The following is a 20,522-nucleotide window of genomic DNA, read 5'->3' as shown; positions in this document are numbered from 1 at the left end:
CGCCGGTTCCCTCGGGCGCGCAGTGCCCGCCCCATCGACCCACGAACGAAGGACGAAGCCACCTGTGGCCGATCACTACGAAGTGCTGGGCGTCGACCGCGACGCCTCCGCCGACGAGATCAAGAAGGCGTACCGCCGACTCGCCCGCGAGCTGCACCCCGACGTCAACCCGAGCAGCGACGCCTCCGAGCGCTTCAAGCTCGTCACGCACGCCTACGACGTCCTGAGCGACGAGCAGCAGCGGGCGCAGTACGACCGCGGCCCGCAGGAGGGCTTCGGCGGTGGCGGTCAAGGCTTCGGCGGCTTCGGCGACATCTTCGAGACCTTCTTCGGACAGGGCGCGCAGGGCTCGTCCCGCGGGCCGCGCTCCCGCCGCGAGCGTGGGCAGGATGCCCTCTTGCGGGTGGAGGTTTCGCTCGACGAGGTCGTCTTCGGCGCGCACCGCGACCTCGAGGTGGACACCGCTGTGCTCTGCGAGACCTGCCAGGGCTCGTGCTGCCAGCCCGGCACCTCGCCGGTCACCTGCGACATCTGCCACGGCTCCGGTCAGATCCAGCGCACGGTCCGCTCGCTCCTGGGCAACGTGATGACCGCCAGCCCCTGTGGCACCTGCCGCGGCTACGGCACCGTCATCGCGACGCCCTGCTCCACCTGCCAGGGCCAGGGCCGCGTCCGCGCGCGCCGCACCATCCCCGTCGACGTCCCCGCGGGTGTCGACACAGGACTGCGCCTACAGATGCCCGGCAGTGGCGAGGTCGGCCCGGCCGGCGGCCCCAACGGCGACCTCTATCTCGAGATCAAGGTCAAGCACCACGACGTCTTCAGCCGCAACGGCGACGACCTGCTCTGCACCCTGGAGGTGCAGATGACGGACGCGATCCTCGGGTCGACCGCGTCGCTCAAAGCCCTCGACGGCGACATCGAGATCGAGATCAAGCCGGGTACGCAGAGCACCGAGATCGTCACCATCAAGGGCCGCGGAGTGACGCGGCTGCGCGGCAGCGGACGCGGCGATCTGCGCATCGGCATCCAGGTCGTCACCCCGACGAAGCTGGGGCACCGCGAGCGGGAGCTGGTCCAGGAGCTCGCCAAGCACTACAAGCCGCAGAAGCCCGCGCTGACGCACTTCCAGCAGGGCCTGTTCTCCAAGCTCCGCGACCGCTTCCTCGGCTGAGCCGTGGCGCACCACTACATCGACGAATCGCTAGACTCCGCAGGTTTCCTCGTCGGCGGTCGGCTGGCGCTCACCGGAGCGGAGGCGCGGCACGCGGCGACCGTCAGCCGGATCCGCGCGGGCGAGAGTGTGCGGGTCGGCGACGGGCGCGGCCTGGTCGCGACCGCGGTGGTGGAGAGCGCCGAGGCGGCGCGAGTGGTGCTCGTGGTCGAGTCGGTTCAGGAGTCGCCGGTGCCGTCACCGCGCCTGGTGCTCGTTCAGGCGCTCGCGAAGGGCGACCGCGACGAACTCGCCGTGCAGGCCGCGACCGAACTCGGGGTCGACGAGGTCGTGCCGTGGCAGGCCGCGCGCTGCATCTCGCGCTGGTCGGGTGCGAAGTCGGGTACGAAGGAGGAGAAGGGGCGGGAGCGCTGGCGTGCCGTCGTGCGCGAGGCGAGCAAGCAGTCGCTGCGCCCCCGGGTGCCCGAGGTCGCACCGCTGGAGCACATCCGCGCTCTCGTCGCCCGGGCGGCGACCGCGCGCGTGCTGGTGCTCGAGCCCTCGGCCGAGGCCCGACTCTCCCAGGTGGTCCCCGACGGGCGGGATCTGGTGCTCGTCGTCGGCCCGGAGGGGGGCATCGCGCCGGAGGAGCTGCGGCAGCTCGCGGAGGCGGGCGCCGAGGCCGTCGCGCTCGGCGGCTCCGTTCTGCGCACCTCGACGGCGGGGCCCGCTGCGATCGCTGTCCTCTCGGCTCGCCTGGGCCGCTGGTGATGCTCCGGCACGACTGGAGTACTCCTGCTCTGCTCGAGTACTCCTGCTCTGCTCGAGTGCTCCTCCACAGGCCCTTGGCAGGCTCGGACGAGCGTGCCGTGGGCGAACGCGGCACCCGCTCCGCTCGGCCCCCGTTTAAGATGACTGCATGAGCGAACCCACCGTCTTCACGCGCATTGTTCAGGGCGAGATCCCGGCCAATGTGATGTTCGAGAACGAGCGCATCCTTGCGATCACGGACATCGAGCCGAAGGCGCCCGTCCATCTCCTCGTCTTCCCCAAGACTCAGGAGTACACCACGGTCGCGGCCCTCGCCGCCGCGGAGCCCGCCCTGCTCGCTGAGCTGGTGCAGGTCGCCCAGTCGCTCGCCGACGCCCACAGCAACGGTCAGTTCCGCCTCGTCTTCAACTCCGGCGAGGAGGCGGGCCAGACTGTCCACCACGTCCACGCCCACGTCTTGGGCGGCCACCAGACGGAAGGCTCCCTTGCCACCGGTTGAGAATGCGGGCGCGAGCCCCGACGAGCGTCCCGCCCCCGGCGTGGACGCGTCCGAGACGACGCGGCGCGTCGTCGCCGTCGACGGAGTCGCGATGGTGCGCCTGCTCGGACCCCAGGACCGTCTCATCCGGGCGGTCGAAGGACGATTCCCCGATGTCCGGGTGCACGTGCGCGGCAACGAGGTGACGCTCGAGGGTGAGCGTGAGCCCGTCACCGCGGCGACGCGCCTGGTGGAAGAACTGGTGCGCATGACCGCGAGCGGGCACGATCTCGACCCGGAGGGCGTGCGCGAGTCCGCCCGCATCCTGCAGAACGGTGGACCGGTGAGCCCGGCCGAGGCGTTCGGCCAGGCGATCCTCACGGCCCGCGGCCGGAGTGTCCGCCCCAAGACGCTCGGCCAGCGCGAGTATGTCGACGCGGTCGATCAGAACACGATCGTCTTCGGTATCGGCCCGGCCGGCACCGGCAAGACCTATCTGGCGATGGCGAAGGCCGTTCAGGCGTTGCAGCGCAAGGAGGTCGAGCGGATCATCCTGACCCGCCCGGCGGTGGAGGCGGGGGAGCGCCTGGGCTACCTGCCCGGCTCGCTCACCGACAAGATCGACCCGTACCTGCGTCCGCTGTACGACGCGCTCAACGAGATGATGGATCCCGAGATCGTTCCGAAGCTGCTCGCTGCCGGCACGATCGAGGTCGCTCCGCTGGCGTACATGCGCGGGCGCACGCTCAACACCTCGTTCGTCGTCCTCGACGAGGCGCAGAACACGACGCCGGAGCAGATGAAGATGTTCCTGACCCGCCTCGGCTTCGGTTCCAAGATGGTCGTCACCGGCGACATCACTCAGGTCGACCTGCCGACCGGCGCCAGCGGTCTTCGCCTTGTGACGCGGGTGCTCGAGGGCATCGACGACATCCACTTCTCTCGCCTGACCAGCGAGGACGTGGTGCGTCACAGCCTGGTCGGGCGCATTGTCGACGCCTACACGGAATACGACCAGCAGAAGCAGGCCCAGCACTTCGAACGCGAGCAAGCGCGCGAGTTCGCCCACCGCGCCGAGCGCCGCGGTCAGACGGCCCGGCCGCCCGGAGACCGCCAGCCTCCGCGCGGCTGAGACCGCCCGCCCCTCCCGAACCGAAGGACAACACCTCCCCGTGAGCATCGAGATCAACAACGAGTCGAGCGTCCCCGTCGACGAGGCCGCCCTGCTGCGCCTCGCCGGCTACGCGCTCGACTCCCTCCACGTGCACCCCGACGCCGAGCTCGCGATCGTGCTGGTGGACGAGGGCGCGATGGAGCAGCTGCACGTGCAGTGGATGGATGAGCCGGGCCCGACAGACGTGCTGAGTTTCCCGATGGACGAGCTGCGCCCCGGTACCGAGGATGAGCAGACCCCCGCGGGGCTCCTGGGCGACATCGTGCTCTGCCCGCAGGTCGCGCAGACGCAGGCCGAGTCGGCCGGCCACTCGGTGCTCGACGAGCTCCAGCTGCTCACCGCTCACGGGCTGCTGCACCTGCTCGGTTTCGACCACGCCGAGCCGGAGGAGGAGCGCGAGATGTTCGGCATCCAGCGCGACATCCTGGTCGGCTTCCACATCGGCGAGCGACGCCGCTAGAGCACGCCGTGCCCACCCTTCAGCTCTTCATCGCCGCCCTCGCGCTCGTCGCCGTCGGCGGCTGGTTCGCTGCGACCGACGCCGCGCTCGGCGTCCTCTCGCGCAGCGACCTGCTCGACATGGCCCAGCACTCCCGCAGTGCGCGCGCTCTGCGCGCCATCGCGGGTGACATGAGCGCCCACGTCAACGTCGTCAACTTCTCGCGGATCGCGGCCGAGACGACCGCAGCGGTGTTCGTCACCACGGTGCTGGTCGTCGAGATCGCCCAGCTCTGGTTGGCGCTGCTGCTGGCGGTCCTGATCATGGCAGCCGTCTCGTTCGTGCTGGTCGGCTCCAGCCCGCGCAGCGTCGGGCGCGCGAACGCCCGCGCGGTCCTCGCCACGAGCGCCTCGCTCGTGCACGTGCTCCGGCTCGCTCTGGGCCCGGTCGCGCACGGGCTTGTGGCCCTCGGGAACCGGGTGACGCCGGGCACCGGGCGCTCGGCGGGGTTCTCCTCCGAGGAGCAGCTGCTCAGCATGGTGGACGAAGCGACCGAGCAGGACGTGCTCGAGCAGGACGACCGTGAATTGATCCACTCGATCTTCGAGTTCAACGACACCTTCGTTCGTGAGGTGATGGTGCCGCGCACCGACATGGTGACGATCGAGGCGACCTCCTCCGTCGGCGCCGGCATGGGCCTCCTGCTCAGCCGCGGCATCTCGCGCCTGCCCGTGATCGGCGACGGCGTCGATGACGTCCTCGGCGTGCTCTACCTGCGCGACGTGGCGCGGCACACCTACGAGCGGCCGGACGGCGCCGACACCGTGGCCGAGCTGGCGCGGCCCGCACTGTTCGTGCCGGAGTCGAAGAAGGCCGACGAGCTGCTGCGCCAGATGCAGCTCGAGTCCAACCACCTGGCTATGGTCGTGGACGAGTACGGCGGTATCGCTGGACTGGTCACTCTGGAGGATCTGATCGAGGAGCTCGTCGGCGACATCTCGGACGAGTACGACCGCGAGGTGGACCTCGTCGAGGAGACGGAGCCGGGCGTGTATCGCGTGTCGGCGCGCCTGCCGGTGGACGAGCTCGGCGAGCTGTTCGAGCTGGACCTCGATGACGACGACGTCGACTCGGTCGGCGGGCTGCTGACCAAGGCCTACGGGCGCCTCCCCGAGCGCGGCGCGACCGCCCGGATCGGCGGTGTGCTTCTCGAGGCCGAGCAGGCGGACCCGCGCCGTGGCACGATCTCCACGGTGATCGTTCGCCGCGATCCCGATCTGGACAGCGCCGGCGAGCCGGGCACCGGACCCGTCGCGATCATCGCGGACGGCGGCACCACCACACCCAGCCCGAGCCAGGTTCCCCGCCGCGGGGCCTCGGGCGACCAGCACGAGGACGCACGATGACCGACAGCACTTCCGCCGCCGCACCCTACCGGGCGGGCTTCGTGTCCTTCGTCGGCCGCCCCAACGTGGGCAAGTCGACGCTGACCAATGCGCTGGTCGGCGAGAAGATCGCCATCACCAGCTCCAAGCCGCAGACCACACGGCGTGCGATCCGCGGAGTGGTGCACCGCCCTGACGGCCAATTGATCGTCGTCGACACCCCCGGTATCCACCGGCCGCGCACCCTTCTGGGCGAACGGCTGAACTCGCTGGTCACCTCGACCCTCGGCGACGTCGACGTGATCGGGATGCTCTTCCCGGCCGACGAGCCGATCGGCCCGGGCGATCGCTTCATCAACGAGCAGCTCGACGCGTTCCCGCGCGCCCGGAAGGTCGCCATCGTCTCGAAGGTCGACCTCTCGTCCAAGAAATCCGTGGCGAAGCAGCTGCTCGCCGTGTCGGAGCTGCGCGACTGGGACACGATCGTTCCGATCTCGGCCGTGACCGAGGAGCAGCTCGACGTGCTGTCCGTCGAGCTGCTGCGGTTGATGCCGGTGTCGCCCGCGCTCTACCCGAAGGAGGCGGTGACCGATGAGGACCTGTTCTCGCGCATCGCCGAATTCATCCGCGAGGCCGCTCTCGAGGGTGTCTCGGACGAGCTGCCGCACTCCCTCGCCGTCACTCTCGACGACATGGTGGAGCGCGAGGACGGATCGTTGATCGACATTTACGCCAACGTCTTCGTGGAACGCGACAGCCAGAAGGGCATCATCATCGGCAAGGGCGGTCAGCGCCTGCGCGAGGTCGGTGCGGTCTCGCGCGAGCAGATCGAGCGCCTGCTCGGGCGCCGTGTGTTCCTCTCCATCCGCGTCAAGGTCGCCAAAGAGTGGCAGCGCGACCCCAAGCTGCTGGGCCGCCTGGGCTTCTGACACCCTCCGACCGACGGCGGTCACCCAGGAGGACGACGCCGCGGAAAGAGTGAACCCCTAGCGTGGACTTCATGCGCATACTCCTGGACCGACCGGCGACTCTGCCGATCGCCGGCGTGTTGCTTGCAGCTCTCGATCTGCTGGCCGTTTTCTCCGGAGTCAGCCCGCCCGAGCAGATCGCGGGCGGCCTTGTGCTCGCCCTGGCCCTGGCTGTCGCCGGGTTCCTCCCCGCCCTGGCCCCCTCGCTCGTCGGGATCGGTGTCCTCGTCGGCGGTGGCGTCCAGCTGGGTGGTCTCTCGGTCGACGGCGCGCTCGTGGGGTTCGTGGTGCTCTGGCAGACCACCCGCAGGGTTGGGCCCTGGACACGAGCGGTGGCGCTTGCCGGTGGGCTGGTCCTGGCCGGCGTCGGCGGCATCACCGTCGCCGGCGAGCTTTCGGGTCCACTCGACCCGTCCGGGCTTTCTCTCCGGATGGAAATCCTCGTGCGGGTCCTGGTGGCCCTCACCGTCGCCTCGGTCCTCGGCGCCGCGCAGGTCCTCGTCCACCTCCTCGCCCTGCGCGCGCCCGTTCTCCGGGGCGACCGGATCGACGCACTGCTGACCCGGATCGTCGGCCCGCAGGATCCGTATGCCGTCGGCATCGCGGGCGGGCAGGCGCTGGTGCTCCTCCTGATCGACAGGGCGCTCGTCGGCTCGGCTGCGGAGCCACTGCACCTTCCTGCGACCGCGGTGCTCGCCGTGGCCCTGGTGCTCCACCGACGCTCGCCCGCGTGGGCCCTGGCAATCGCCTGGCTCGGCGCCGTTCTCCAAATGGGCCTGCACCTGGCTCCCAGTGCCGCCGACCTCGCGATCATGGTGGTGCTCTTCGGCACTGGCGCGTCCGAGTCGCGGCGGGTGAGGGCGGCGGGAGCGGCGTCCGCGGTCGTCGGGGCGATCGTGGCGGCGATATACCTTCTTGTCGTCTTCGAGCTGTTTCGGAGCGACGGATTCGCTCTCATCAGCGTCGGCGGCACCTTCGGCGGCATCCTGGCGACCCTCGGTCTCTCCTGGACCACCGGCCTGCTCTCCCGCTCGGTGCGCCGCGCCCGGGAGGGCCAGACCCTGCGCGCGCAGGCCGAGCAGGAGCGCGCCCGAGCCCAGCGCGAACTCGACGCTGTGGAGGAACGCAACCGGATCGCCCGCGACATGCACGACGTCGTCGCCCACTCCCTCGCCGTGGTGATCGCGCAGGCCGACGGCGCCCGCTACCTCGGTGCCACCAGTCCGGACCAGACCGATGCGGCCCTGCTGACCATCTCCTCCGTCGCCCGGGATGCACTCGGCGATGTCCGCGTGCTCCTCGCCCAGCTGCGGCACTCGGAGAGCGACGGCCCGCAGCCGGGCGCGAGCAATATGCCGGCTCTGCTCGAGAGCGTCAGCGGAGCCGGCGCGCCGATCCGCGCCGATCTCGCCGTCGACCTGGAGGCAGTGCCGCGCGCCGTCGGGCTCGCCCTGTACCGCATCGCCCAGGAGGCGACCACCAACGCCCTCCGGCACGGTCGCCCGGGCTCCCCGCTCGACGTCTCCCTCCGCCAGAACGGCGGTGAACTCACCCTCACGGTGCGCAACGCCCGACGCGCCGACCTCGATCCCGACGCCCTGCCCGGCGAGGGCCACGGCCTGGTCGGCATGCGCGAGCGCGCCGCCCTGGTCGGGGGAGTGCTGTCCGCGGGCCCGGTCGGAGACGACTTCGTCGTCGACGCGCGTCTCCCCTCCTCCCCCTCCCTTGCCCGCACCGCCCCACCCCTCGCCCTCGGAGGCAGCCCCGCATGACCGACACCATCCGCCTCGTCCTCGTCGACGACCAGGCCCTCTTCCGCGCGGGAATCCGTATGCTGCTCGGCTCGCAACCCGACCTCGAGGTCGTCGGCGAGGCCTCGGACGGAGCGGAGGGGGCGGAGCTGGTCGCGAGGTTGACTCCCGATGTGGTGCTGATGGACATCCGCATGCCCGGCGTCGACGGCATCGAGTCGACCCGGCGGATCCTCGCGCAGGCCCAGGAGCGCCGGGTCGAGCCGCCGCGCATCCTGGTGTTGACCACGTTCGACCTCGACGAGGCCGCCGCTCGCGCAATCCGCGCGGGCGCCAGCGGCTTCCTGCTCAAGGACACGGAGCCCGGCTTCCTGCTCGCCTCCGTCCGCACCGTGCACGCGGGGACTGCGGTGGTCGCCGCCTCCGCGACTCGCGAACTCTTCGAGCACTTCGGAGCGGCGGGCAGCGGTCGCGAGACGCCGACCGCATTCACGACGCTCACCGATCGTGAGCGTGAGATCTTCCACCTCGCCGCTCGGGGGATGAGCAACACCGAGATCGCCCGCGCGGAGTTCCTGAGCGAGGCGACGGTGAAGACCCATATCAGCCGCACCCTCGGCAAGCTCGGCCTGCGAGACCGCGTGCAACTGGTGGTCTACGCCTACGAGAACGGCCTCGTCGCCTGAGTGCGACCGCCGGGTGACGGACTGCGGGCGCGGTGCTAGCCTGGCCGTGTGCGCTTCGGACAGCTCCTTCTTCTCCGCCGCGACGAGATCTGATCCTCAGGCCATCCTCGTCGCGGAGTCCGTCGTCGGCTGAACCATCCCTCGCCCGCGAGGTCGATCCGCATCCGGATCCCCGGGGTAGCGAGAATAAACACGTGCGCGAATCCGCGCCGGGAGAGCACCTCATGCTGAACAACCAGAAGCCGTCGCCCATGCCGATCGGCAAGTACCGTCCCTTCCACGAGTTGATCGCGGTGGACCTGCCCGACCGCACCTGGCCGGGCAAGCGCATCACCGCCGCGCCGCGCTGGTGCGCCGTGGATCTGCGCGACGGTAATCAGGCGCTGATCGACCCGATGAGCCCCGAGCGCAAGCGCATCATGTTCGATCTGCTGGTCCGGATGGGTTACAAGGAGATCGAGGTCGGGTTCCCGAGCGCGAGCCAGACCGACTTCGACTTCGTGCGCAGCCTCATCGAGGAGGGCGCGATCCCCGAGGACGTCACCATCCAGGTGCTGACCCAGGCGCGCGACCACCTGATCGAGCGCACCTACGAGTCGATTCGCGGCGCGCGCCAGGCGATCGTGCACCTCTACAACTCCACAAGTGTGCTGCAGCGCGACGTCGTGTTCCGCAAGGACCGTCAGGGGATCATCGACATCGCCCTGGCCGGGGCTCGCACGTGCCGCGAAATGGAGTCCTCCGTCCCCGGCACGACCGTCTACTACGAGTACTCGCCCGAGAGCTACACCGGCACGGAGCTCGACTTCGCCCGCGAGATCTGCGACCGCGTCGTGGCGGTCTTCGAGCCCACTCCCGAGCGCAAGGTCATTCTGAACCTGCCGGCAACGGTCGAGATGGCCACCCCGAACGTCTACGCCGATTCGATCGAGTGGATGAGCCGGAACCTCGCCCAGCGCGAGAACATTGTCCTGTCGCTGCACCCCCACAACGACCGCGGCACGGCCGTGGCCGCCGCCGAGCTCGGCTACCTGGCGGGCGCCGACCGGATCGAGGGCTGCCTGTTCGGCAACGGCGAGCGCACCGGCAACGTCGACCTGGTCGCGCTGGGCGTGAACCTGTTCACCCAGGGCATCGACCCGCAGATCGACTTCAGCGACATGGACGGCATCAAGCGCACCGCTGAGTACTGCAACCAACTGTCGGTGCCGGAGCGCAGCCCCTGGGCGGGCGACCTGGTCTTCACCGCCTTCAGCGGCTCGCACCAGGACGCCATCAAGAAGGGCTTCGAGGCGATGCAGTCCGAAGCCGAGCGCACCGGCCGCAGTGTCGATGAGCTCACCTGGGCCGTGCCTTACCTGCCGGTCGACCCGAAAGACCTGGGCCGCTCCTACGAGGCGGTCATCCGCGTCAACTCGCAGTCCGGCAAGGGCGGAGTCGCGTACCTGCTCAAGACCGACCACGCGCTCGATCTGCCGCGTCGGTTGCAGATCGAGTTCTCGGGCGTCGTCCAGGCCAAGACCGACGCCGAGGGCGGCGAGGTCACGAGCGAGCAGATCTGGTCGGTGTTCCAGGACGAGTACCTGCCGGCGCCGGCCGAGCGCGCCGACGAGAAGTGGGGCCGCTTCGAGCTGCTGCGCACGAACACCTCGAGTGATCTGGGCGGCAGCATCGCGCTGGACGCGGTCCTCCGCGTCGGCGAGGAGCGCGTCTCGGCCAGCTCCCGCGGCAACGGCCCGATCAACGCCTTCGAGGCCGTGCTGGAGCAGCAGGGCGTGGAGGTGCGGGTCCTCGACTACGTCGAGCACGCTCTCAGCGCCGGGGGCGACGCACTGGCCGCCTCCTACGTCGAGTGCACGGTGAACGGCCGCACCCTCTGGGGCGTGGGCGTGGACGCGGACATCGCGACGGCGTCGCTCAGAGCCATCGTCTCGGCCGTCAACCGCGCGTTGCGTGAGGAGGTCCCCGTCCTCGAGCTGGCCGTCGTCTCCGCCTGAGCGGGTGGCCTGGCGCCGGGGGTCGGCGCGGTCAGGTGCGGCGGCGCCAGCGGAGCCGCGGCACCCCGCTGAGTCCGCGCTGCTCCGGCAGGCTCCAGCCGTAGCGGACCGCGAGCAGGCGGATGAGCGTGGTCACGCCCACGGCGAGCGGCGCGGCGAAGTCGATCGTCACGTCGAACCGCAGCGCGAGGACCAGCACGCCCGTCCCCACCGAGGCGGCGACCGCGTAGAGCGAGCCGACGTGCATCAGCGCGATCGGTCGGTTCAGCAGAATGTCGCGCACGACTGAGCCGCCGACCGCTGAGACCGTTCCGACGAAGACGGCCGGCACCTCCGGCACGCCCAGCGAGAGGGCCTTGGTGGTGCCGATCGCACCGAAGAGCCCGAGGGTCAACGCGTCGAGGGCGGTGATCGTGCCGTCAACCCGGTTCAGCAGGTGCTGCAGCAGCATCCCGAGCAGGGAGGCGGTGACCGCGACGATCAGGTAGGCATTGCTGTGCAGCGCCACGAGCGGCGTCTGCAGCAGCACATCGCGGAGGACGCCGCCGCCCAAGCCGGTCGCCGTACCGATGATGGTGACGCCGAGCAGGTCGATCCGGCGGTCACGGAACTCGCCCGCGAACATCGCGCCCTGGAGGCAGCCGATGGCGATCGCGAGCAGATCGGCCCAGGCCGGGATCTGGAACAGGGAGGCTGCCACCTGGACATCGTTCCACGACCGGGGGGCTGCGCTCCCGCCGCGCCGCCCAGCGGACCTCAGGCCGGCTGTCGGGGGTCGGGGGGATAATCGGGGGATGCCCACTTATCGTGACGAAGCCGTGGTGCTCCGCACACACAAGCTGGGCGAGGCCGACCGCATCGTGACCCTGCTCTCGCGCAGCCACGGCAAGATCCGCGCGGTCGCGAAGGGCGTGCGGAAGACCGGCTCCAAGTTCGGCTCGCGGCTCGAGCCGTTCATGGTGGCCGACCTCCAGCTCTACGAGGGACGAAGTCTCGACATCGTCACGCAGGCCGAGTCGCTCGGCGCCTACGGTGCGCTGATCGCTGCCGACTACGACAGCTACACCGCGGCGAGCGCGATGGTCGAGACCGCCGACCGCCTCACCGACGCGGACGCGTCCCTGCAGCAGTACCTCTTGCTCGTCGGCGCCCTGCGCTCGCTCTCCAAGCGCGAGCACGAGCCGGTACTCACGCTCGACTCCTACCTCCTGCGCGCGCTCTCGATCGCCGGCTGGGCGCCGAGCTTCGAGGACTGTGCGCGCTGCGGCGCCCCCGGGCCTCACGGCGCGGTCGTGGTGCAGCTCGGAGGCGTCGTCTGCGCCGACTGCACGCCGCCCGGAGCGCCGCGGGTCGCCCCGGAGGTCGTGGTCCTGCTGGGCGCGCTGCTCACGGGAGACTGGGCCCACGCCGAGACCACCGAGCCGACCACACGATCGCGAGCGAGCGGAGTCGTCGCCGCTTACACCCAGTTCCACCTCGAACGCGGTCTGAGATCTTTGGAGCACGTCACCCGATGAAGCCGTTCACCCATAAGGACGCCGAGCCCTACCGCCCGCTGGACTGGACCGGGATCCAGCCGCCCGAGATTCCGCGCAAGGCCGTCCCCGCACACGTTGCGATCGTGATGGACGGCAACGGCCGGTGGGCCAACTCGCGCGGCCTGACCCGGATCGAGGGGCACAAGCGCGGCGAGATGGCGCTGCTGGACGTGGTGGCCGGTGCGATTCAGATCGGCGTGAAACACCTCAGTGTCTACGCGTTCTCGACCGAGAACTGGAAGCGCTCGCCCGAGGAGGTGCGCTTTTTGATGGGCTTCAACCGCGACGTGCTGCATCGGCGCCGCGACCAGCTCAACGAGTGGGGCGTGCGCGTCCGCTGGGCCGGCCGGAAGCCGCGCCTGTGGGCGTCGGTGATCACCGAGCTGCAGTTCGCCGAGCGGATGACGGCAGGGAACGACGTGCTCAGCCTGACCCTGTGCGTCAACTACGGCGGACGCACCGAGATCGCCGACGCGGTGCAGCGGCTCGCCGCCGACGTCCAGGCGGGGAAGCTGAAGCCCTCCGGCATCACCGAGAAGACGATCGCCCGCGCGCTCTATGTGCCTGAGATGCCGGACGTCGACCTGTTCGTGCGCTCCTCCGGCGAGCAGCGCACCAGCAACTTCCTGCTCTGGCAGAGCGCCTACGCCGAGATGGTGTTCCTCGACCGGCTCTGGCCCGACTTCAGCCGGACGGACCTGTGGGAGGCGATCGAGTACTACTCCGGCCGCTCCCGGCGCTTCGGCGGCGCGATCGACCTGCCGGGAGCGGCCTCGTGATCCGGGTGGCGCTCGTCGGGTACGGGCTCGCGGGCAGCGTCTTCCACGGGCCCTTCCTTGCCGCCGATCCCTCGTTCGAGGTCGTTGCCGTCGCGACGCGTGCTGCCGGGCGCTCGAGGCGGGCGTTGCCGTCGTGATCGACAAACCCTTCGCGCCGAGCACGGCCGACGCGGATGCGATCATCGCCGCATCGGAGGCGAGCGGAGCCGCTGTGTTCGTGTTCCAGAACCGGCGCTGGGACGCCGATCTGCTCACGCTCCGCCGCCTGCTCGACGAAGGGGCGCTGGGGGAGGTCCTCCGCTTCGAGTCGACGTTCGAGCGCTGGAGCGCGCGGAAGACCGGGCGTTGGCAGAGCGAGATCGGCGTGGCCGAGGGCGGCGGGATCCTCTTCGACCTCGGCAGTCACCTGGTCGACCAGGCGCTGCTGCTCTTCGGACCGGCCACCGTGACAGCGGCCGAAACGCGCGTGGCGCACGAGGGCTCGGCGAGCGAGGACGACGCATTCGTCTCGCTCCTGCACGGCAGCGGCGTGCGCTCGCACCTCGCAATGAGCCGCGTCGCTCGGGCGACCGGTCCGCGCTTCCGGGTGCTCGGAACGCGCGGCGCGTTCAGCGTCGACGGCCTCGATCCGCAGGAGAACGCACTCCGCACCGGTGGCGCGCGCCCGGACGACCTGGGCTTTGGCGAGGTCGCACCGGAGAGCTGGGGCGTCCTGGTCGACGACTCCGGTTCCCGTCGCGTGCCGAGTGAACGCGGACGCTACTCCGCCTTCTGGGAGCAGGTCGCCCGCTCCCTGCGGGAGGGAGCCGCGCCGCCGGTCGATGCCCGCGAGGCGCGGGAGGTGGTCGCCGTGATCGAACGGGCACACGCGCTCGCCGCCCGCTGAGGGCACGACACCGACGCGCCCGGCACCGTCCTCGTCTTGGCGATCCGGCTCCGGAGCGTCATCCTCGAGGGGTGAGCACCGCACTACCCGACCACGCCGACCTGCGCGCGCGCTTCGCCGGTGCCCGCGGCTACCACAACGCCTGCACGCTCGGCTTGCCGCCCCGCGAGAGCGTCGACGCACTGCGCGCCGACCTCGACGGCTGGTCGAACGGCGAGAGCACGGCCGCCGGCTACGGAGCAGTCGCCGAGCGCGCCCGGGCCTCGTTCGCCGCGATCGTCGGCGTGCCGGTCGACCACGTCGCGATCGGCTCGCAGACCTCCGCGATGGCTGCCGTGCTCGCCGCCTCGCTGCCCGACGGGGCGCGGGTGCTGTGCGTCGACGGCGACTTCTCCTCGATCGTCTTCCCCTTCCTCGCGCAGGCGTACCGCGGCGTTCTCGTGCGCTGCGTGCCACTGGAGGCGCTGGCCGAGGCGGTCGAGGACGCGGATGACCTCGTGGTCTTCTCTGCCGTGCAGTCCAGCAGCGGTGCCCTCGCCGATCTCGACGCCGTGATCGAGGCGGCCGCTCGCCACGGAGTGCGCACGGCCTGCGACCTCACGCAGGCGGCCGGCGTCCTGCCGGTCGACGCTTCCCGTTTCGACGCGACGCTCACTCACGCCTACAAGTGGCTGTGCTCACCGCGCGGAGTCGCTTTCCTCACCGTCTCACCCGCCTACGCGGCCGAGCTCATGCCCGTTCAGGCCGGCTGGTACTCCGGTGAGGACGTCTGGTCCTCCTGCTACGGACCGGCCATGCATCTGGCCGAGAATGCCCGCCGCTTCGACGTCTCGCCCGCCTGGCAGGCGTTCGCCGGGGCGGAGGCGTCGCTCGCGCTCTTCCGCTCGCTCGACCTCGACGCGGTGTGGACGCACGCGTCCGGCCTCGGCGATGAGCTCTGCGAGCGGCTCGACCGGGAGCCGCAGCACCGCGCGATCGTCTCGTGGCCGGACGCGGGAGGCGCGGATCTAGAGCGGCTGCAGGCCGCGGGCTTGCGCGTCTCAGGGCGCGGTGGCCGCCTCCGCATCGCCTTTCACCTCTGGAACGACGAGTCGGACGTCGATGAACTCGTGCGGGTGTTGACGGGCCCGACCGCGTGACCGGTCAGCGCGCAGGCTCCTCGACGGTGATGTCGGCCACTGTCGCCGCGTAGGCGGCCACCAGGGCGTCCGCGTCGACGAAGGCGCTGCGCCCGTCGGTGCCCGCGCCCATCGCGACACGACGGCCCAAGAGGCGCTCATCGGCGTAGACCGGCCAGGCAGTCGTGGAGCCGATGGGCGTGATGGTGCCGCGCCGGTAGCCGGTCGCCTCGAGGGCGGCGGTCTCGTCGGGGAGGCGCAGCTTGTTCACTCCGACGACCGCGCGCAGTTTCGGCCAGGCGATCTGACGCCCGCCCGGGACGAGTGCGAACAGATAGCCGCCGTCGTGGCGCTTCACCACCAGCGACTTCACGATGTCACCGGGCTCGATGCCGAGCAGCTCGGCCGCCTCGTGCAGGCTCCCGGCGACCGGCCGCTCCACGACCTCGACGGTCAGGCCGCGTGCCGCCGCGTCTGCCTCCAGCCGCCGCGAACCGTCCTCCACAGGCCTGCTCTCGCTCATTTCTGCACCTCTCTGCTCGTCACTCCGCCTTCCCCAACACAGGATCTGGGAGAATCGATACCGATGTCCTCCACTCTTCTGGCCGCCCCGCCCGCGCGCACCGCGCCGGCGCTCCGGATCGGCCCCCTCGACCTCGATGCGCCCGTGGTGCTCGCCCCGATGGCGGGTATCACCAACACGGCGTTCCGCCGCCTCTGCCGCGAGTTCGGAGACGGCCCCGGTGCTGGCGGGACGAGCAGTGCTGGCGTGACGAGCAGTGCCGGCGGGATGCTGTTCGTCAGCGAGATGATCACCTCGCGCGCTCTCGTGGAGCGCACACCGGAATCGATGCGCCTCATCCGGCACCATCCCAGCGAGTCGGTGCGTTCGATCCAGCTCTACGGAGTCGACCCGCGCACGGTCGCCGAAGCCGTGACCATGCTCGTCGCGGAGGACCGGGCCGACCACATCGACCTCAACTTCGGCTGCCCCGTTCCCAAGGTCACCCGGAAGGGCGGGGGAGCGGCGCTGCCGTGGAAGCTGCCGCTGTTCCGCCAGATCGTCGAGGGCGCAGTGAAGGCCGCGGGTGATATCCCGCTCACCATCAAGATGCGCAAGGGCATCGACGCCGATCACCTCACCTACCTCGACGCCGCGCGGGCGGCCGAGGGCGCCGGAGTCGCGTCGATCGCGCTGCACGCGCGCACCGCCTCCGAGTTCTACAGCGGACACGCCGACTGGTCAGCCGTCGCCGCGCTCAAGGAGGCGATCACGAGCGTTCCGGTGCTCGGCAACGGCGACATCTGGTCCGCCGAGGACGCCCTGCGGATGATGGCGGAGACGGGGTGCGACGGCGTGGTCGTCGGTCGCGGCTGCCTCGGACGGCCCTGGCTCTTCGGCGATCTCGCCGCCGCCTTCGCCGGCTCCGACGAACGCTTCCGCCCCTCACTCGGGCAGGTCGCCGCGGCGTTCCGCCGCCACGCAGAACTGCTCGTCGACTTCTTCGACAGCGAGGAGCGCGGCTGCCGCGACATCCGCAAGCACGTGGCCTGGTACTTCAAGGGCTACGCCGTCGGCGGCGACCTGCGAGCACGCCTGGCCACGGTCGAATCGCTCGCCCAGCTCGACGAACTCCTGGCCACGCTGGACTGGGCGCAGCCCTACCCCGGCGAGGCGGCCGAGGGCCAGCGTGGACGCGCGGGCTCGCCCAAAGTCCCCTCGCTGCCGGACCGTTGGCTCGACTCCCGCGAACTCGACGCCGGACAGCGCGACGCGGTCTCGGCCGCCGAGATCCACCACAGCGGTGGATGACCGCGCGCTCTGGGGGTACTCGCTCGTCGACACCGAGCGTTTCCTGCCGGAGGACCACTCGACCCGCCGCTCCGACTTCGCCCGCGACCGCGCCCGGCTCTTCCACTCCAGCGCTCTGCGGCGCCTGGCCGCCAAGACCCAGGTGCTCAGCCCCACGGCCGGTGTCGACTTCGCACGCAACCGGCTGACGCACTCGCTCGAAGTCGCGCAGATCGGCCGCGAACTCGCCACGAGCCTCGACCTCGACCCCGACGTAGTCGACACGGCCTGCCTCGCGCACGACATCGGGCATCCGCCGTTCGGGCACAACGGCGAGCGCGCTCTCAACGGCTGGGCGGAGGGGATCGGCGGCTTCGAGGGCAATGCGCAGACCTTCCGACTGCTCACCCGCCTCGAACCCAAGGTGTTCGGCGACGACGCGCGCCCCTACGGACTGAACCTCACCCGAGCCAGCCTCGACGCAAGCTGCAAGTACCCCTGGCCGGACACACGCTCCGTCGCCGATCCGTCCGGCCGCGCCAAGTTCGGCTTCTACGCCGACGACGAACCCGCCTTCGCGTGGATGCGCCAGGGCGCCCCCGAGGGAGTGCGCTGCATCGAAGCCGAAGTGATGGACCTTTCGGACGACATCGCCTACTCCGTGCACGACTTCGAGGACGCGGTGTTCTCCGGCTTCATCGACGTCGAAGCGCTCGGCTCCCGCGCGGACCACGAGGATCTGGTGCAGTCGATGCACTCCTGGGTCGGCGGCGAAGTCGGCCACGACGAACTAGTGGCCGCCTTCGACCGGCTCGACTCGCTCGACGTGTGGGTGTCCTCCTGGGACGGCTCCCGCCGCGACCAGGCCCGGCTTAAGAACCTCACCAGCCAGCTCATCGGCCGCTTTGCCGCCGCCGCCACCGAAGCGACCCGCGAGGCCCACCAGCACCCCGACCTCGTCCGCTTCGGCGGTCACGTCGTCGTCCCCCGCGAGCAGCAGGCCGAGATCGCCGTGCTCAAGGGGATCGTCGCGACCTTCGTGATGTCCAGAAACACCCGCCAGCCGATCTACGCCCAGCAGCGCGAAGTCCTCACTCACCTGGCCGACACCCTCCTCGACCGCGGCCCCGGCACCCTCGAATCCGGCTTCGCAGAGGACTGGCACGAGGCACGCGACGACGACGCCCGCCGCCGCGTGATCGTCGACCAGGTCGCCAACCTCACCGACCAGAGCGCACTCGCGTGGTTCGAGAGGCTGTGTTGACGTCCACGCCGGTCCCTGCCCGGCGTCGCGCAGGGCCGGGGCGAGCGGGTGGCCAGCGCCGCGCGGGTGAGAGAGGACAGCTCGGAGATTAGCGGCACGGGATCCTCGGAGAGGCCGGGCGAGTGAATCTCCTGGGCACGCTCGCGGGGAAGCGTGGGCCTTGAAACTCGACGCGTAGCCGAAGCGCTCGTCGGGCCGGTGCTCGACGCGGCGGCCGGAGCCGGTGTCGACGGCGCTCACGCCGATCCGCGCGTCGGACTCGCTTTCCAGGGCGGCCACTTCTCCACACCCCGGCTCGGCGACCACCGCGGCCGATACGATAAACCCCATGCCTCGGATCCGACAGTCAGATGTCGAAGAGATCAAGGCGCGGGTGAACATCGGCGACGTGATCGGCGAGTACGTCACGCTGAAGTCGGCCGGAGTCGGCTCCCTCAAGGGCCTCTGTCCCTTCCACGACGAGCGCAGCCCGAGCTTTCATGTGCGCCCGCAGGCCGGTTTCTACCACTGCTTCGGCTGCCAGGAGTCGGGTGACGTCTACAGCTTCATCATGAAGATGGACCACAGCTCGTTCAGTGAGACCGTTGAGCGTCTGGCCGGACGGATCGGCTTCCCGCTGCAGTACGAGGAGGGCGACGGCCGCGCTCCCGAAACCGGTGGTCGCGCGCGCCTGCTGGCCGCCAACGACGCGGCCGAGGAGTACTTCCGCGAGCAGCTCGCGACCCCCGGCGCCGATGTAGGGCGTCGCTTCCTCGGCGAGCGTGGCTTCGACCGCGCTGCGGCCGACCGGTTCGGAGTCGGCTTCGCGCCCGACGGTTGGGACGGGCTCACCACCGCGCTCAAGCGCCGCGGTTTCTCGGAGGAGGAACTCAGCACGGCCGGTCTGGTCAGCAGCAACAACCGCGGCGGCGTCTACGACCGCTTCCGTGGCCGCCTCGTCTGGCCGATCCGCGACGTCACGGGGCAGACCGTCGGATTCGGAGCCCGCCGCCTCCTCGAGGAGGACAAGGGCCCCAAGTACCTCAACACTCCCGAGACCCCCGTCTACCACAAGTCGCAGGTGCTCTACGGCCTCGACCTCGCCAAGCGCGATATCTCGCGCGGGCACCGTGTGGTGGTCGTCGAGGGGTACACGGATGTCATGGCCTGCCATCTCGCGGGCGTCACCACCGCGGTCGCGACCTGCGGCACCTCCTTCGGCGTGGATCACATCAAGGTGCTGCGCCGGGTGCTGGGAGACGACAGCGGAGTCGGCGAGGTCGTCTTCACCTTCGACCCCGATGCAGCCGGCCAGAAGGCAGCGATGCGCGCGTTCCAGGAGGAGCACCGCTTCGCCGCGCAGACCTTCGTCGCGGTCGCGCCGGAGGGCCTGGATCCGTGCGACCTCCGCCTGAACCGCGGAGACGACGCCGTGCGCCGGCTGATCGACGACAAGAAGCCGATGGTCGAGTTCGTGATCCGGCAGCTGCTCGACCGCTACGACCTCGAGACCGTCGAGGGCCGGATCGCGGCGCTGAGGGCGGCGGCTCCCGTCGTCGCCGACATCCGCGACCCGGCGCTACGGCCCGGCTACTCCCGCGAGCTCGCCCGCATGCTGGGGCTGGACATGGCGGAGGTGAACGCTGCCGTGCGCTCCGCGGGATCGAGGCCCCGCTCCTCCGCCCCTAGAACCGGACCTGCAGACGAGAGCCGAGACGGTGGTGGCGCTGACGCCCCGATGGGAACAACCATCGCCGACCTTCCGACCGACGTGGTCACCAGGCTGGAGCGTGAGGCGCTCATGGCGATGCTTCAACTTCCAGAGTCGATCGGTCTCGAGCTCCTCACCCGGGCAGCCCACGCCGCCGTGACGAATGAGACCCTTCGCGTGGTGCGCGACGCCATCGTCCTGAATCTCGAACGCGCGACGAGCCGCGAGTGGATCGACCACATAGCAAACGACGTTCCCACTCCTTTCGCGTCGTTCGTTCGACAATTGGCGGTCGCTCCTCTGCCTGCTTCGGACGAGGTCCGGCTCGTTCGCTGGGCGAAGGGAGTCGCGATCGCAGTGATCGAACGGGACATGCTCCGAGAAATTGCAGACCTGAGGGGCGCGCTGCAACGCGCTTCAGACCCCGTGGTCCGACGGACGATTCAGGTGCGTCTCGCAGGTCTCGAGAACGATAGGCGCGCGCTTAACCCCGAGTAATCTCGAGCGCGAGAAGCGGGCGCATCGGACAGAATGAGCGTGTTGCGGTCGTGTGAAGAAATCGGCCGCGCGCCCGTCCCGGTTCGGGGAGCGCTCCCAACTGTGTTACCACTGAGGAACAGCAATGCGGGCGTCCAGTGTCGTGACGCCACTGC

General features: G+C 70.4%; 19 protein-coding genes. 17 read left to right on the top strand and 2 right to left on the bottom strand.

Annotated elements, in window-relative coordinates:
- The first annotated feature begins 64 nt into the window (after window positions 1–64).
- The 10 genes from dnaJ (at window position 65) to leuA (ending at window position 10,802) form a co-directional block, all read left to right on the top strand.
- Window positions 65–1,174: a molecular chaperone DnaJ gene (dnaJ, locus tag A6122_RS08300; protein ID WP_068253673.1), complete on the top strand. Its 1,110-nt coding sequence runs from the start codon at window positions 65–67 to the stop codon at window positions 1,172–1,174.
- A gap of 3 nt (window positions 1,175–1,177) precedes the next feature.
- Entirely contained in the window at window positions 1,178–1,924 is a 747-nt protein-coding gene (locus A6122_RS08295; protein ID WP_068253671.1) for a 16S rRNA (uracil(1498)-N(3))-methyltransferase, read from the top strand.
- Window positions 1,925–2,072: 148 nt separating this feature from the next.
- Window positions 2,073–2,423 carry an HIT domain-containing protein gene (locus A6122_RS08290; RefSeq protein ID WP_068253669.1) on the top strand — a complete coding sequence of 117 codons (351 nt, stop codon included), beginning with the start codon at window positions 2,073–2,075 and terminating at the stop codon, window positions 2,421–2,423.
- A 91-nt stretch (window positions 2,424–2,514) separates the two neighbouring features.
- The gene (locus A6122_RS08285) at window positions 2,515–3,534 is read left to right on the top strand and encodes a PhoH family protein (RefSeq protein WP_084416180.1); all 1,020 of its coding nucleotides are present in this window, start codon (window positions 2,515–2,517) and stop codon (window positions 3,532–3,534) included.
- A gap of 40 nt (window positions 3,535–3,574) precedes the next feature.
- Entirely contained in the window at window positions 3,575–4,036 is a 462-nt protein-coding gene (gene ybeY, locus A6122_RS08280; RefSeq protein ID WP_068253664.1) for an rRNA maturation RNase YbeY, read from the top strand.
- Between the two features lie 8 nt (window positions 4,037–4,044).
- On the top strand, window positions 4,045–5,421 hold the full coding sequence (locus A6122_RS08275; protein ID WP_068253662.1) for a hemolysin family protein: 1,377 nt from the start codon (window positions 4,045–4,047) through the stop codon (window positions 5,419–5,421).
- Entirely contained in the window at window positions 5,418–6,329 is a 912-nt protein-coding gene (gene era, locus A6122_RS08270) for a GTPase Era (RefSeq protein ID WP_068253660.1), read from the top strand. Before A6122_RS08275 ends, era begins: the two co-directional genes overlap by 4 nt.
- A 71-nt stretch (window positions 6,330–6,400) precedes the next feature.
- Entirely contained in the window at window positions 6,401–8,140 is a 1,740-nt protein-coding gene (locus A6122_RS08265; protein WP_146085089.1) for a sensor histidine kinase, read from the top strand.
- On the top strand, window positions 8,137–8,805 hold the full coding sequence (locus tag A6122_RS08260) for a response regulator (RefSeq protein ID WP_068253657.1): 669 nt from the start codon (window positions 8,137–8,139) through the stop codon (window positions 8,803–8,805). The genes A6122_RS08265 and A6122_RS08260 overlap by 4 nt, the downstream gene beginning before the upstream one ends.
- 224 nt (window positions 8,806–9,029) lie before the next feature.
- The gene (leuA, locus tag A6122_RS08255) at window positions 9,030–10,802 is read left to right on the top strand and encodes a 2-isopropylmalate synthase (RefSeq protein ID WP_068257337.1); all 1,773 of its coding nucleotides are present in this window, start codon (window positions 9,030–9,032) and stop codon (window positions 10,800–10,802) included.
- 31 nt (window positions 10,803–10,833) lie between these two features.
- Here the strand turns inward: leuA and A6122_RS08250 are convergent, their stop codons facing one another.
- Window positions 10,834–11,502 carry a trimeric intracellular cation channel family protein gene (locus A6122_RS08250; RefSeq protein ID WP_068253654.1) on the bottom strand — a complete coding sequence of 223 codons (669 nt, stop codon included), beginning with the start codon at window positions 11,500–11,502 and terminating at the stop codon, window positions 10,834–10,836.
- Between the two features lie 94 nt (window positions 11,503–11,596).
- Between A6122_RS08250 and recO the strand changes: the two genes are divergently transcribed.
- The 4 genes from recO to A6122_RS08230 all read left to right on the top strand — a co-directional run bounded on the left by recO (window position 11,597) and on the right by A6122_RS08230 (window position 15,144).
- Window positions 11,597–12,319, top strand: a complete 723-nt coding sequence (recO, locus tag A6122_RS08245; RefSeq protein ID WP_068253651.1) for a DNA repair protein RecO — start codon at window positions 11,597–11,599, stop codon at window positions 12,317–12,319.
- A complete protein-coding gene (locus A6122_RS08240) occupies window positions 12,316–13,119 on the top strand; it encodes an isoprenyl transferase (protein ID WP_068253648.1) in 804 nt (267 codons plus the stop codon). Before recO ends, A6122_RS08240 begins: the two co-directional genes overlap by 4 nt.
- A 133-nt stretch (window positions 13,120–13,252) precedes the next feature.
- Window positions 13,253–14,005, top strand: coding sequence for a Gfo/Idh/MocA family protein (locus A6122_RS08235; RefSeq protein ID WP_237358149.1), 753 nt, complete (start codon window positions 13,253–13,255; stop codon window positions 14,003–14,005).
- A 71-nt stretch (window positions 14,006–14,076) separates the two neighbouring features.
- Window positions 14,077–15,144, top strand: a complete 1,068-nt coding sequence (locus tag A6122_RS08230; RefSeq protein ID WP_068253645.1) for an aminotransferase class V-fold PLP-dependent enzyme — start codon at window positions 14,077–14,079, stop codon at window positions 15,142–15,144.
- 4 nt (window positions 15,145–15,148) lie between these two features.
- Here A6122_RS08230 and A6122_RS08225 read toward each other — a convergent pair whose 3' ends face one another.
- A complete protein-coding gene (locus A6122_RS08225; RefSeq protein WP_068253644.1) occupies window positions 15,149–15,646 on the bottom strand; it encodes an aminoacyl-tRNA deacylase in 498 nt (165 codons plus the stop codon).
- A 63-nt stretch (window positions 15,647–15,709) separates the two neighbouring features.
- Between A6122_RS08225 and dusB the strand changes: the two genes are divergently transcribed.
- From dusB to dnaG, 3 genes are all read left to right on the top strand, one after another.
- Entirely contained in the window at window positions 15,710–16,936 is a 1,227-nt protein-coding gene (gene dusB, locus A6122_RS08220; RefSeq protein WP_068253643.1) for a tRNA dihydrouridine synthase DusB, read from the top strand.
- Window positions 16,929–18,179 carry a deoxyguanosinetriphosphate triphosphohydrolase gene (locus A6122_RS08215; protein WP_068253641.1) on the top strand — a complete coding sequence of 417 codons (1,251 nt, stop codon included), beginning with the start codon at window positions 16,929–16,931 and terminating at the stop codon, window positions 18,177–18,179. The genes dusB and A6122_RS08215 overlap by 8 nt, the downstream gene beginning before the upstream one ends.
- Before the next feature lie 328 nt (window positions 18,180–18,507).
- Window positions 18,508–20,367 (top strand): DNA primase, encoded by a 1,860-nt coding sequence (gene dnaG, locus A6122_RS08210; protein ID WP_068253638.1) that lies wholly within the window; start codon window positions 18,508–18,510, stop codon window positions 20,365–20,367.
- Window positions 20,368–20,522: the final 155 nt, after the last annotated feature.

The organism is Rathayibacter tritici (assembly GCF_001641005.1).
GTDB classification, from domain to species: Bacteria; Actinomycetota; Actinomycetes; order Actinomycetales; family Microbacteriaceae; genus Rathayibacter; species Rathayibacter tritici.
The sequence above is the reverse complement of the archived record's forward strand: the minus strand, read 5'-3'. Positions and strand labels throughout refer to the sequence as shown.